Raw genomic sequence first — 14,072 nt, 5'->3', positions numbered from 1 at the left:
GGGATAGGCTATACCTCACCCCGAAAGGAAATGCTGTACATCGAGGCCAATGAAGGCATGTTTTTTGTTAAAAACCTATTGACAAGCAAATCATCTTTGTTAAAGTCATGAATGCTTTTACTGCCCAATAATCTCACCGGTTCTCTAAGCGGACAGTTGAACGGTCGGATTGAGGTCTTAACCTTGCCGCAGCCACAGCTGGGATTGGCCAACCCTCGTTTTTCTCTAGTCAAGGGGTGATGCCACCAGCGGGTTCCCTAGGCGACTATCCGCGCTATGCCTTCCTCGGCAATAGGTGTATCGGGGGGTTGAGGACAGGGTAGGTGTCTTTACTAAGGTTGGCTTTAGCCAGCGGTCAATGGATGCCAGGAGAGGGGTTAGCTTGATTCAGGTAGGGTGATCGCCACTAAGCATTGCACAACTTCAGTCGGCCAGTAGGAAACGCTCATGGTCTACGCGACACAGGATATTGCTGCCTACGATAGCGAAGGCGCTGATAACGCTCAGGTTGATGACTCTCAGGAGAATGGCCATGCATCGACTGCCTCAGATGTTACGGCTTCAGATGTTAAAGAGGCGGCGGCGTCAGGGAGTTTTCGAGCCTTAGCCCTGTGGCTTAACCTAGGCTTGGTGGACCAGGACCTCTATGCCCAGGTGCAGGCCGATCGACCGGGGCGTTTGCGCATTTTGGTGGAATATCGACGGCCGCCCCTATTTGAGCCCCTGACTCGCTACATTTGCCACCGGATTTGGCAACTCAACTCCGATCGCATTGAGGGGATTTATCTGCTGGTGCGGCCCTTGGGGCAGGCCCAGGTCGTGTGGGCTAGATCGGTGCGGATTGTGACTCCGGCGTTGAAGCAGCAGCGGCATCAGGCCTCGATGGCCTTTGCTAATCCTCAGGCGTTGCCGCCCCAGCTGGCTCAAGCGCAGCGATCCCGGCGGCGCTCTCGACAACGATCTCGCCCCTTTGTTTGGGGTGATCAACAGCTGAAAGCCTTTCGCACGGTGCTGTTGTCGGGCTCAGCAGTGGCGGCCTTTGTGTTGGGGTGCCTGACGGAGGTCATTTTGGCCAACACTGGTCCCAGTTTGCCGCGGGTGCCCCAGTCCCGGCAGGCGGCGGAGCCGACTCCAGAGCAGATGGACTGGCCGGAGGCGGTGCCCGTGACCTATGAGACGACTCCGGAGGAAGCTGAGGCTACCCACCCTAACACAGTACAAGCCGCCTTAGAACCGGTGGCAGTGATCCCCCATCGCCAGAGTGGTAATCCAGGAGACCCCACGATTACGCTGCTGTTTGGTGGCGATGTGTCTTTCGAGCAGGTGCCCTACGCCCAAATCACGCCGGAGCAGCCCTGGTTGGCCCAGCTCAGTGATTACCAGCGGGCAGATGTGGCGATGGTCAACTTGGGCGATTCTCTGGCCAATGCGGACACCTCATTGCAAGAAGAGTTGCATCAACGGCAACGGTCTGACGCGGCCCATTTATTGGAGCAAGCGGGGATCGATATTGTCAATCTTACCCATGAGGACATCATGGGGTTTGGAGAACAGGGGCTGGCAGAGACCCTAACGACGTTGGATCGGCAGGGCCTCTATCGAGTGGGGGCAGGACGCACGGAACGGGAAGCCCGGCGCCCAGAGATTTTAGAGGTGAAGGGGCAACGCATTGCCTACTTGAGCTATACCCAAACGGCGACGCAGGCAGCAGCTCAGTCTGTAGCCGGAGTCAACCATTTGGAGTTGCCTGACATTGCCGAGGATATTCGGGCCCTGCGAGACAGCGTTGATTGGATCGTGGTTAACTATCGCTGGCAGGCAGAGCTGGCGGACAATCCGGCCCATTGGCAGACAAATCTGGCCCGGCTGGCCATTGATCAGGGGGCAGATGTGGTGGTGGGTCATCACCCGAGTCAGTTACAGGGGGCAGAAGTCTATAAAGGCCGCCCGATTGTCTATTCCTTGGGGGATTTTATTTTCGAGGATGGCGCCCAGCCTGATCATGATACGGCGGCCTTAAAGGTGTCTCTGCGGCCACGGCAAATGAAGGTGGAGGTGGTGCCGATTACAGTCCACGCGGGGCAACCACGGCAGGCTACTGGAAAAGCAGCTAGGGATATCTGGAATGCCATCGAGCAGGCCTCTCAGGAGTTTGAACAGCCGCTGCGATCGCACATGGTCTTGCCGGTGCAGACGCCATCTCCTGCTGCTCCTGCTGGAGCGCCCTTGACGCCGGAAGATTCAGACCCAGCCGGGGACTCCTTCACGGCCCCACCACCCTCGTCACAGCCCGGGGCAGCGCCCACCAAGCTGGAGCGCCCCGAGCCTGAGCTGCCGCCGCTGGATTGGCCAGAGACGATGGATGACACCCTCAAAGACTGGGGACCAAAGGCTGCCCCAGAACAGCTAGAGTTTGCGCCGGTGCCAGGAGACGCTGGTCTGGCGCCGGAGCCGAGGGTGCCGGTGCCTCCGGCAGGGGACGCCGGTGCTCAGCCGGAAGCAGTTGTGCCGGAGGCGATTGAGCCCTATGGTGAGCCCTTGGTAGGCCCCCTGGGCCAGGCCTCACCGCCAGGGATGGCTGGCACGCTCCCGGCCCAGCTGGAGGCAACCGCTGACTCCCCCGCCCAGCCGGAAGCGGCATCAGTGGCGTCAGCGACGCCATTGGCAGATACCGCTGACACCGCCGACACCATGGCCGAGACGGTCAATCCAGAGGTGGCCCTAGGCGACGATGAGCCATCCATGGAGGCGGCCATGGAGGCGGCCATTTCCCCAGAGCCATCTTCCCCATCTTCCCACCCCCAGGACAGTCCCTGACAGCATTGCCGACTACCCTGGTATAGCCAGGGGCTGTGGTACGGTCTAGACAGCCTGATCGGGAGAGACCTGTGTTTGCGATCGCAGTTAAGGCCGAGCAATATCCCACCTACCTCCTGTCTGACACCGACGCCGATGCCAAGGTGACGGTGGTACCGCAACGGGGGGGCCTGATTACCCACTGGCAGATCAACGACCAAGATATCCTCTACTTCGACGCCGAGCGCTTCGCCAACCCAGAGCTGTCGGTACGGGGGGGCATTCCCATTCTGTTTCCCATTTGCGGCAACCTGCCAGACCATACCTACACCCTGGAGGGACAAGCCTATTCCTTGAAGCAACACGGCTTTGCTCGAGACTTACCCTGGCAGGTTTTAGAGCAATCTGTGCGCGATAGCGCTGCCCTCACCCTAGCGCTGACCAGTAACGACCACACCCGGGCGCTCTATCCCTTCGACTTTCGCTTGGAATTGACCTACCGGCTGCAGGGGCACACCCTCACCCTAGACCAGCGGGTGATCAATGCCTCGGATCGCCCCATGCCCTTTTCCCTGGGGTTGCATCCCTACTTCCACGCAGCAGACAAAACTCAACTCCGCTTCGACCTACCGGCCCAGCAGCTGCACGATCAGCTCACCCAAGCGGTAGAGCCTTTTGCGGGTCACTTCGATCTGAGTCAGCCAGAAATCGACGTGGCCCTGACCCCTCTGTCGGCCCAGACGGCCACCGTCGTCGACCACCACAGCCATCGCGCCCTGACTCTGACCTGGAGCGATACCTACTCCGCCCTGGTGTTCTGGACGGTGCAGGGGAAGCCGTATTACTGCCTGGAGCCCTGGACTGCCCTGCGCAATGCCCTCAATACCGGTGATCGAATTATCACCTTAGCGCCTGGGGCTACCCACGAGGCCACCGTGGCCCTGGCAGTGGCAGCATCACCGTAATCTAACGGGGGCTATCCCTGACAATGGCCAATCAGGGACGTTACTGTCAATTTCAGCAAATTTCTTGACTAAAGATGTGTCGATTGCTCTAATTTGAACTACCCTTGGCCTGTAGTTCCGACTTCGGTAGTCGTCAATTTGAAACGACCTGTATGACTTCGCCTCTTTATTCGGATTCGTTTTCCTCCCTGGCCGCTGATGCAGACGCGCCGACGGCGGCAGGGTATGCTCCCTCGGTGCCGATTTCGGTCTATCGCCAGCTGGCCACCGAGCTGCAGGCAACCAAAGCCAAGGTAGAGGCTTTGACCGCCCAAAATCAGCAGGTAATGCGCCAAAATCATCAACTCCGCCAAGAGATTCATCGATTCCTGCAGGCGACCGACCAGCTACGCTACTTAGCCGGTCCCAGCCAGTCTCCCCAGCCCCCCCCGCAGACACCGCCAGTCCCTGCTCCCCAGGCTACGGCCCCAGAGGGGAGCCAGCTGAGGGCGACTAGATCTCCAGAGTCCAAGTCGGCGGACGCGGATGCCGATACGACTCATGAGTCAGGCACTGCTGAGTTAGTGGCGGCGTGGTTGAAACCGGTGAAGTCATGGCCTGCTGCTGGCAATTTGTTCAGCCATCAATCGGACTCTCCTCACCAGACTCAGCCTACCCCCACTCAAAACTCTCGGGATCTCAGTGGGTTGTGGCTAGCGACCACCATCCTCCTGATCGTGGTCAGCGCCTTTGGGGCCGGCTTTTTGATTATGAAGCCGCTGCTCAACACCACGGGCCCGACCGAATAATCCTGACCCATGGTATAGAGTGGGGCATCCGCCCCTTCCCATGGCAGGATCAAGAAGCGTAGCGGTTAACACAGCATTCCCCCTGGGGGCCTCGGTAAACCTGATGCTGCGGCACGACTAAGCAACGGAGACATATACGGAGTCATGAAAAAAATCGAAGCGATCATCCGCCCCTTCAAGCTAGATGAGGTCAAAATTGCGCTAGTGAATGCGGGCATCGTTGGCATGACGGTGTCTGAGGTGCGTGGGTTCGGGCGTCAAAAAGGCCAAACCGAGCGGTATCGGGGCTCTGAATACACGGTAGAGTTCCTGCAGAAACTCAAGATCGAAATCGTGGTCGAGGACAGCCAGGTGGATATGGTGGTCGATAAGATCATTGCCGCGGCTCGCACCGGGGAAATCGGCGATGGCAAGATTTTTGTGGCTCCTGTGGATCAGATTATTCGTATCCGCACCGGCGAGAAGAACATGGAAGCCATCTAACGCTGGTGGTAGACCCAGGCTGCCGTGCCTCAGGGATTCCTCCGGTAGAGGCTGGGGAGGAGGCGGAAATCGCCCGGCGACTAGCCCAGTTTGAGCGGTTCGGCGTCAATCTAGGGTTAGCCCGAATCGAGCAGCTATTAGCCCGGCTGGGGCATCCCGAAAAGCAGGTGCCGCTCGTACATGTGGCCGGCAGCAATGGTAAGGGGTCCGTCTGCGCCTATCTCTCCTCGGTGCTCACCCAGGCTGGCTATCGGGTTGGCCGCTATACGTCGCCCCACTTAGTCAGTTGGCGCGAACGCCTGTGTATTAATGAACGTCCCATTGCCGCGGCGGATCTGAGTGCGGTTTTGGCCCAAGTCGAGGCCGTTATTCCCCCTAGTCAGGAAATGCCGACTCAGTTTGAGGTACTAACGGCGGCAGCCTGGCTATACTTTGCCCAGCAGGCGGTGGATGTCGCCGTAGTGGAGGTGGGGCTAGGGGGACGCCTGGATGCCACCAATGTCTGCGAGCATCCCCTGGTGACGGTGATTACGTCTTTGAGTCGGGAGCACTGGCAGCGGCTAGGGCCGACTCTGGCCGACATCGCCCGGGAAAAGGCTGGCATTCTCAAGCCGGGTTGCCCAGCGGTGATTGGTCCCCTGCCAGCGGACGCCAAGGCGGTGGTAGCGGCTCGGTTAGCAGAGTTGGACTGTCCAGCCATATGGCCAGCCCCGGCTCGGGATTTAGGCCAGGGGTGGGCAGCGGTTGCGGGTCACCATGACGGGGCTGTTGGCCAAGGGGAGGAGGAGTTTATCCCGTCTCCCTGGCGCTATCGTCTTCCCTTTCCAGGGCCGCATCAACTGATCAATTCTGCTCTTGCGATCGCAACCCTGCGCTGCCTACAGGCCCAAGGATGGGCCATTGCCGAGGCAGCCATGACCACTGGCCTGGCCCAAGCCCGTTGGCCTGGACGGCTGCAGTGGCTCACCTGGCAGGACGATCGCGGCCAAGGGTGGCCCCTGTTGGTGGATGGGGCCCATAATCCGGCGGCAGCGATGGCGCTGCGGGCCTATGTGGATAGCCTGGAGTTGGCCCCGGTCGGTTGGCTGATGGGCATGTTGGTTACCAAAGATCATCGCGATATCTTCCAGGCCTTGCTGCGGCCAGGGGATCATCTCCACCTGGTGCCCGTGGCCCGGCCATACCTACGCGGCTCCGGCAGGGCTAGGTGCGATCGCACAGACCACTTGCCCCCAGCTAGACACCTGTGAAATTCACCCAGATCTAGACCAGGGACTGAGAGCCATCACCGCCAACCCCACCCCTCTGAGGGTGCTCTGCGGCTCCCTCTATCTAATTGGTGATTTCTTTAGCCGCCACCATCAGCGCCTCACTTCCCAATGACTGCTGCCAGCCATAGGCCTAACGAGCATTCCACTGACTGGCGGCATCACTCACCGCCTCAGCCACTGGTTTCTGGCCCAACATGGCCGCCTGCAGGTTGTCGTAGATGATCTGCTGTAACTCCTTCACATCTTCCATAGCCGGGATCAACACCTCCGCATCCGCCATCTGGGCGGCACTGACAGAGCGAGCCACATCCACCGACGAGGCATCCGGTGGCACCTGCGTAAAATAGGCATCCTGCAAGGCATCCACCGTCGATGGCAACACATTGGCCGCCTTGGCAAAGGCCAGTTGATTGGCATCATTGGTGACAAACAGGGCAAACTCCAGGGCCGCCTCGGGCACCTCCGTAGCGCGGGGAATGATCAGATTCATCACCGCCACATTCTTCTTACCCGTCTCCCCGGTAATCTGAGGAGCACTGGCCGTGGCCTCGGCAATAGACGGCGCATTTTTCTCAATGGTGCTAAGAAACTCAGCCCCAGCCGCCAGAATCGCCGTTTCTCCGGCTTGGTAGAGTTCTACAGCACGGCGATGGCCCTGGGTCAATACCTCCCGCGGCAGCAGTTCTTGCCGATAGAGATCTGTCCAATACTGAAACACCGCTTCCCCAGCCGGCGTGTCAAAGGCCGCGCGCCCCGACTCATCGACAAGGGGAACTCCCATCTGCACAAAAGACTGGAGCACATCGGCGGCATCGTCGGGCACAAAGGAAATAAAGAAGGCATATTTACCTGTATTTTCCTTCATCTGCTTGGCAACCGTCGCCAGCTCCCCATAGGTCTCAGGGGCTTTCTCTATCCCTGCCTGGCGAAACAGCTCTTGATTGTAAAGCGTCACCCGTGCCGTCAGGTACCAGGGAATGCCAAAGCTATCGCCCTGCAGCGTGCTGGCTTGCCAGATCTGCGGCAAATATCGCTGCTTCGCTGCCTCGGGAATCCGCTCATCCAGAGGCAACCAGGCGTTTTTACTCGCCAACTGCGAGGCAAAATCTGGATTTAGATTCACCACATCTGGGGCGGTACCAGCGGACACCGCCGTCAGAATCTTGCTCTGCATATCGGCCCAGGGCACATCCACCCATCGCACCGTGATGTCAGGATGGTCTGCTTCAAACTGAGCAATCAGATCATTAAAGTATTCAGTGAACTGAGGTTGCAACTGCATGGTCCAGAACTCGACCTCCTGGCCCCTTGGCCGCGGTCTGATCCACAGAGCCACCGCTACAGCTGCCGAGCCAACTGAGCCATAGACCACACAGAAGGAACAGGAAAAATCGTTTCCAAAATCGCAGCATCATCGCAATCAGGGGCCAAGCATCTATGCTTTATAAGCCTATAGCAAAAGTTGAACCAGCCAGAGGTGCACCGGGATCTCTGGCTCAATCAGCATGCAGGAGTCAGAAGCCAAGAGGTAGGCGACAACAGAATTCTGGCTCCTGACGACTGGCTCCTGGCCCCAACTCAGACAGGACATGCGTACACATTAGACTTCTCCAACCTCCCCTGAGTCCTTCGGCCAGGCGCCGCTAAAGGCAAGAGGAGGTGCCGCAGGGTGACAGCGGGATCGGTAACGACAGTGTCGGGAATTGGTATTAATCGTGGCCCCATGGTCGGTTAGTCACCTGTTGCGATCGCATACTAGCCCCAAGTCTTTCTGATTTACGTTGATCTCCTCCGATCGGGGTAGGCATTTCAGGCAAACCTGGCAAAGGATCTGCATCAAACTGTCAAGCCCTGTGATGACAGGGGTTTGAGCCACTATTCAGGCCAATTTTCCAGGCCCTGCACCGAGAGGATGAGAACCAGGCCGTTAGGAGATTCCTAAAAAAGTTAGCTTTTTTTTCAAAAAACTGTGATCAATTCTCCCAATTATGTGTACCATCGCTGGTGAATCCGATAACTCGGAGCCAAAATAGTTTGACGCGAGCCAGGTAGTAGAACAATTCCAAAATGGACTCACTAGATAGATGCGTATGACAGACTAACCTAAGCCGCGATCTGTAAGCTGCGATTTGAATGATCCCACTCCCATGGGATAGGCGAAAAGGGTGCTCGCAACGAATTGCCAATACTAGGCCGTGAGCTGCTGACAAGGGGCTAAATCTGCGGCTGTGAACAACCTCAGACAGATCTCAAAGGAGATATCTGAGATGGTTTTAGTGGCGATTCAGATCCCGTTAGCGGTGCTGAGAGATGCCCGAGCTCATGCCCGTTGGCTTTAAGGTTTGTTGCTAGCGCTAAAAAGTGGTAATTCTCTCCTAAATTGTGTACCATGCGTTAGCACATTTTGTGTGGTGCCTCATCTCTCTAGTCGGTGCTCTCTAGTGAGACATACGCTGGTTCTACATGGATGGTTCTATCGGTAAATACCTACGACCGTGAATAGCTTAAAAGCTCTCTTCTCTGGAAAACAACCTGGCGTTGGCGTAGAGTTAACGCCAGAGCGAGTCAATGTGGCCCGCATTCGCAAGCAGGGATCCAGATTGAAATTGGACAATTTCAGCTCCATTGCGATATCGGAAGGCGTCTTCGAAGAAGGGCAAATTCTCGATATTCCTGCCATGGCAGAAGCGATTCAAGCAGTGATAGCAGACAGTAAGTTGCGGATTCGGCGAGCCACGAGTGCCATCCCTGGACGGGCTATTACCCGCGTGATTCCGGTGCCATCTGAATTGAATGAGCAGGAATTACGGGAGATGGTGCTTAACCAAGAAGCCAGCCTATATCTGCCATTCCCTCGGGAAGAAGCCGATGTGGACTATCAGAAGCTCGGGTTCTTCGTGGATGAAGACGGCATCGAGAAGGTGCAAGTCCTACTGGTGGCCGTCCGCAAAGAGGTCACCGATGCCTATATGTCTGCCTTTCAGCAGGCAGGGTTAGGGCTAAATGTATTGGAAACCAGTAGTTTTGCCCTGATTCGAACCATCCGGGAGCAGTTACGCCAATTCACCCCTCAAGAGGCAGCGGCCATCGTCGATATCGAGTTCGAGAGCACCGAAATTTCCATCGTGGTGGATGGCATCCCCCACTTTTCCCGCACCGTGCCCATTGGTACTTATCAGATTCAGAGCGCCTTGAGTCGGGCCATGAATTTACCACCGTCCCGCAACACGGATTTGCTGCAGGGCATGACGGTGCCGACCACGCCTATGGATACGATGGGGACGCCCCAAATGGGGGGAACCAATCCTGGGACAGCCGCGATGTTAAGGATTTTAGGAGAGCTGGCCGATGAGTTGCGCCGCTCCATTGACTTTTATCTGAATCAGGGAGAAGACATGGAGGTGGCTCAGTTGTTGCTGGCGGGGCCGGGGGGCTCGATTGGTCAGTTAGATGAGTTCTTTGCCCAGCGCCTGAGTTTGCCAGCTAGTCAAATTGACCCGATTGCAGCCCTCTCATTAGATGTGGACGAGGAGATTCCCATGGCTCAGCGTCCGGGATTGGCAACGGTGATCGGACTGGGGATCAGGGAGGTGTAAGTCATGTATAGCCTAGACATTAATTTTCTCAACGATCGGGAAGAGCGTCCCTTTGATCTTCCTCCCCAGGCCCAGGCGGGTGCCCCGGGAGAGCGTCGCCCCTTCTATATCGGCTTGGTGGTGGGGTTAGCGGCCATTGCTCTGATGGGAGGATACTGGGCAGTATTGCAGCATCAAATTCGCCAGTTAGAAGCTCGCGATGCTGAGCTTGATCAGGAAATCGCTGCCTTGCAAAACCAGTTGCAGCAAATCAATAGTATTCGGGCCCAAGTTGATCTGGTACAGGCCGAAAATCAGGCCATTGTCTCCCAGGTGAATAAGATTCGGCCCTGGTCGGCCCTATTACAAGATATTCGCGATCGCATCCCCGCCCGGGTGCAAATCACAGAAATGAGCCAAACCGCTGGCCAAACCCCAGAGGGAGAAGAGAGTCCTCCGGCAGCAGGGGGGATTGAACTCATGGGACAGGCCTGTTCCTTCGACGACATTAATGACTTTGTCTTGGTGTTGCAACAATCGCGGTTGTTAGACAGCAATACGGTTCAGCTGGTGAGTTCCCAGCGTCAAGATCAACCCTTACCGAGGGAAGATGGCACCTGCCCTAATGCCCCCGCTGGCAGCTTTACCTTCCTAGTGGATTACACCATCCAAGCCAACATGACCGGATTACCGGCCTCACAACTGGTGGAAGAACTGGCCAACCAGGGAACCGTCGGCCTGGTTAGTCGGATTCGAGCCCTGCGAGAAACTGGAGTGCTACAACCATGACTGCCGCTGGAGATTTCATTCCCGCTGAGGATAACCAAGTCTTTGAGGAGGCCCCGGCCTATCCTGTGGCCTTCGGGGTCGAGCTTACCCCTAGGGTGCAGGGAATTGCGATCGCAGTGGTGGGCGTCGTCGGTGCCTTAGCACTCTTCAATTACCTAGTCAGCCCCCTCCAGAGTCAGCGGTCAGAGTTAGAGGCAACCGTCGAGCAAAAAGAGCAACAGCTAGCCCAGCAACAGGCCAACGCCCAGCAACTCGAGCAAGTGCAGGCTAACCTGCAACAAGCCCTACAGCAACGGGCTGAAATCTATAGCCTACTCGGCGATCCTCAGAGCCTAGACACCCTGCTGATCGATATCAACCAACAGATCAAGAACAGCAACGCCAATATCTCTAACGTCGTCGCTAACCAGGCTGGGCTCGAGCAATTTCTCCGAAACCAGGGCCTACCCGAACCCCTAGTGCCGATCATTCGGGGGCGTATCCTCAATGATCCAGAACGACGGCGAGCCTTTGAAACCGCCTATGAGTCGAAGCTTTTGAGCTTCGATCCCTCATCTTCAGGGATTGTCAACGATGGCAGCTTAGGGCCAGAACTCGACGGCAAGTTTGAGCGCCAGCAAGTCTCCGTGGAGATGCAGGCCCTGTTTCAGCAAACCCAGGCCGTGATTCGCAATATCGAACGCCTAGAACCCTTAGTCATTCTCCGCGACTTTCGGCAGGATATTGCCCCGCCAGGAGGGGGGTTGACAGAAGAAGATGTCAAAGGGTTGGCTCGGCCTTTGAATACTAGCTTCACCCTAGAAGTGTTGGTGCCCACAGTCGATCCCACAGAACCCCCACCGCCGCCGCCAGCCGAGCCAGCTGAAGGAGAGCAACCGGCCGCAGGAGACTCTCCGCCAGAAGGCGGCTAAAGAAAGCTTTCCCCGCTATGGTCCTTGTTTCTAATCCCTGACTTATTCTGCACGTGATGAAGGAGTGAACTGTGAAACGCCTGATTGGATTTGAGAGTTGGCTGATGGGAGGTGCCCTCATCGCCCTAGCAGCCCATCCCGCCCATGCCGCCACCACCATCATCACAGGGGTGCAGCTCACCGAAACCGAAAACGGAGTGCGCATTGCCCTACAGACCAACGGTGGAGACGACGCCGAAGTCTTCACCGTCAGTCAGGGCAATACCTTGCGGGCTGACATCATTCGCTCCCAGCTCCAACTGCCCGATGGCAATGCCTTCAATCAGGTCAACCCTGCTCCTGGCATTGAGTCGATCAGCCTCACCGCCCTAGACGCCAACAGCGTTCGCCTCACCATTGAGGGCACTACGCGGGTGCCAGTCGCCGAAATCGACACCGCTACTTCTGAGGCAATGGTCTTCTCTGTCGATACCAATGCAGTTGCTCAAACGCCAACGCAGGTGCCGTCGGAACTCCAGACAGTCCCCAGCGATACCCCCCCGGAAACCAGTCAACAAGTTGCCCAGGCTGAACCTGACACGCCCGAGGCTCCGAGTGAAACACCTCCAGAGTCTGCCGACCCCGGCCCCCAGCCCACAGAAGCCACCCCCGACATCCTAGTCCCCGACCCCGAAATCACCATCGACGGTGCCCCAGCCCAGCAACCCCAACTGCAACAAGCTCCTCCCTTTCAGCCTCGAGCCGTAGCTCCTCCGGTAGGGGACATTGCCGTTGCCGAGGCAACGCCTAGGTTTGACGCCATCGATCTCGGCAGTAACGAGCGCATTCCCCGATTGGTACTACGGAATGCGCCCTCCCGGGAAGTGCTTTCCTTATTGGCTCGCTCTGTTGGCGTCAACGTCGTCTTTATCGACCTAGAAAGCGAATCAGGCGAAGGGCCAGGCATCACTCTAGACATTGAAAATGAGTCTGTGCAAGACGTGTTTAACCACGTTTTGCGGGTCAGTGGCCTCAAGGCGAATCGAGTCGGCAGAACGGTTTATGCCGGCCCCGAACTGCCACCCTCAGCCCAGAATCTGATGGTGCGTACCGTCCGCCTCAATCAAGTGGACGCCGATGTGGCTGCTAACTTCCTAGTAGCATTAGGGGCAGAAAGCCAAGTCAGCCGAGAGCGCCAGGTAACCAGTGTCAGTGCCGTCGAAGTCGGTGAAGGAATTGAGCCCATTACCAGCACCGAGACTACGGTGGTCGAACAGTTAGAAAACCAACGCATTGACTATGAAGATAGCCAGCCTATTCTGCGAGGGCTTCAGGTTATTGCCGATTTGAGAACCAACTCCCTCACCTTAGTCGGTTCCCCACAACTTTTAAATATCGCTACCGAACAACTGACTCGCATCGATCTGCGCCGCCGCCAAGTGGCCGTCAATGTCCGTGTCATTGATATAGACCTGAATGCCATTGATGCCTTTGGCACCAGCTTCTCCTTTTCAGTAGACGATACCAGTGTGACCAATACCGGCGGCATCGGGGTGATCAACTTTGGTGCCAACAGTCCCTCCACCGGTAGGACAACCGTACCCGGCACCGTACCGTTCCTACCTGTAGGTCCTGGTGGTGGGGGGTTGTTTAGCATTGCCAGTACATTTTTGGCCCAATTGACAGCTACCGTTCAAAATGGCAACGCCAAAATCCTGACAGATCCGACATTAATCGTTCAAGAAGGTCAAACCGCAACAGTTGCGCTTACCGAGACTGTGGTCGAACGGGTGACCCAGAGTGTTGTCGCCATTGGTGATGACAGCGTCGTCGTCCTTGAGCCGGAAACCACCGAGGCGGGGCTAGTGCTGTCCATTGAGATCGATAAAATTGATGACAATGGCTTCGTTTCCTTGTCCGTTGCCCCCAGCATTTCTTCACCGATTGAAATCTTCAATACCGGTGGCAACACCTTTGTCACGTTGCTGTCGGAGCGTCAATTAGAATCTGGGGTAGTGCGAGTTCGCGACGGGCAGACTCTGCTCTTGTCTGGGATTATCCGGGAATCTGATCGCTCCACTGTGACTAAAGTTCCTATCCTGGGAGATTTACCCCTATTGGGAGCCCTGTTCCGTAGTACTCGCCGCGAGAGTGAACGTAGTGAATTGATTGTACTGTTGACGCCTCAGATCTTAGATGACTCTGATCAATCGGCCTTTGGCTACAACTACACACCCAGTGAAGATGTTCAAGAGTTGTTAGATCGCTATCAGCAGCGTTAGAGAATCCCTGCAGGCAACCTTTGAACTAGTACACTTTCCGTTTGACGACCGCTTTGGCTGCATGCCGAAACACACGGGCCAGTTGTCCTCATTCATCAAATCGATTGGCGACAGGGTCTAACTCTTCAGACTTAAAGTATCATTGTCGAGCTTGATCTAAAGCCATTGCCACCCATTCCCACCCGTTCCTAAAGAAGGCAGCGGACCCACAGGCGATACACTAACCTTTGGGC

Annotated in this window: 8 protein-coding genes and 2 pseudogenes; 9 read left to right on the top strand and 1 reads right to left on the bottom strand. The window is 56.7% G+C overall.

The window, feature by feature from the left end; all coding sequences use genetic code 11:
- Positions 1-447 precede the first annotated feature (447 nt).
- The 5 genes and pseudogenes from XM38_RS04890 to XM38_RS04870 all read left to right on the top strand — a co-directional run bounded on the left by XM38_RS04890 (position 448) and on the right by XM38_RS04870 (position 6,415).
- Positions 448-2,817 carry a CapA family protein gene (locus XM38_RS04890; RefSeq protein WP_088429240.1) on the top strand — a complete coding sequence of 790 codons (2,370 nt, stop codon included), beginning with the start codon at positions 448-450 and terminating at the stop codon, positions 2,815-2,817.
- 71 nt (positions 2,818-2,888) lie between these two features.
- Entirely contained in the window at positions 2,889-3,761 is an 873-nt protein-coding gene (locus tag XM38_RS04885; RefSeq protein ID WP_088429238.1) for an aldose epimerase family protein, read from the top strand.
- 152 nt (positions 3,762-3,913) lie between these two features.
- The gene (locus XM38_RS04880) at positions 3,914-4,549 is read left to right on the top strand and encodes a hypothetical protein (RefSeq protein ID WP_137455010.1); all 636 of its coding nucleotides are present in this window, start codon (positions 3,914-3,916) and stop codon (positions 4,547-4,549) included.
- Positions 4,550-4,693: 144 nt separating this feature from the next.
- Entirely contained in the window at positions 4,694-5,032 is a 339-nt protein-coding gene (locus XM38_RS04875) for a P-II family nitrogen regulator (protein WP_080806285.1), read from the top strand.
- Between the two features lie 35 nt (positions 5,033-5,067).
- Positions 5,068-6,415: pseudogene (locus tag XM38_RS04870) on the top strand (bifunctional folylpolyglutamate synthase/dihydrofolate synthase).
- A gap of 18 nt (positions 6,416-6,433) precedes the next feature.
- Here the strand turns inward: XM38_RS04870 and XM38_RS04865 are convergent.
- Positions 6,434-7,718: pseudogene (locus XM38_RS04865) on the bottom strand (ABC transporter substrate-binding protein).
- 1,080 nt (positions 7,719-8,798) lie between these two features.
- Between XM38_RS04865 and pilM the strand changes: the two are divergent.
- The 4 genes from pilM (at position 8,799) to XM38_RS04845 (ending at position 13,839) form a co-directional block, all read left to right on the top strand.
- Positions 8,799-9,899: a type IV pilus assembly protein PilM gene (gene pilM, locus XM38_RS04860; RefSeq protein WP_088429236.1), complete on the top strand. Its 1,101-nt coding sequence runs from the start codon at positions 8,799-8,801 to the stop codon at positions 9,897-9,899.
- Positions 9,900-9,902: 3 nt separating this feature from the next.
- Entirely contained in the window at positions 9,903-10,667 is a 765-nt protein-coding gene (locus tag XM38_RS04855; RefSeq protein WP_080806284.1) for a PilN domain-containing protein, read from the top strand.
- Positions 10,664-11,578 (top strand): hypothetical protein, encoded by a 915-nt coding sequence (locus tag XM38_RS04850; RefSeq protein WP_080806282.1) that lies wholly within the window; start codon positions 10,664-10,666, stop codon positions 11,576-11,578. The genes XM38_RS04855 and XM38_RS04850 overlap by 4 nt, the downstream gene beginning before the upstream one ends.
- Positions 11,579-11,649: 71 nt before the next feature.
- On the top strand, positions 11,650-13,839 hold the full coding sequence (locus XM38_RS04845; protein WP_080806280.1) for an AMIN domain-containing protein: 2,190 nt from the start codon (positions 11,650-11,652) through the stop codon (positions 13,837-13,839).
- Positions 13,840-14,072 lie beyond the last annotated feature (233 nt).

The sequence above is a fragment of the Halomicronema hongdechloris C2206 genome, from assembly GCF_002075285.3.
Lineage (GTDB): Bacteria > Cyanobacteriota > Cyanobacteriia > Phormidesmidales > Phormidesmidaceae > Halomicronema_B > Halomicronema_B hongdechloris.
This window is presented reverse-complemented; position numbering and strand designations above follow the sequence as displayed.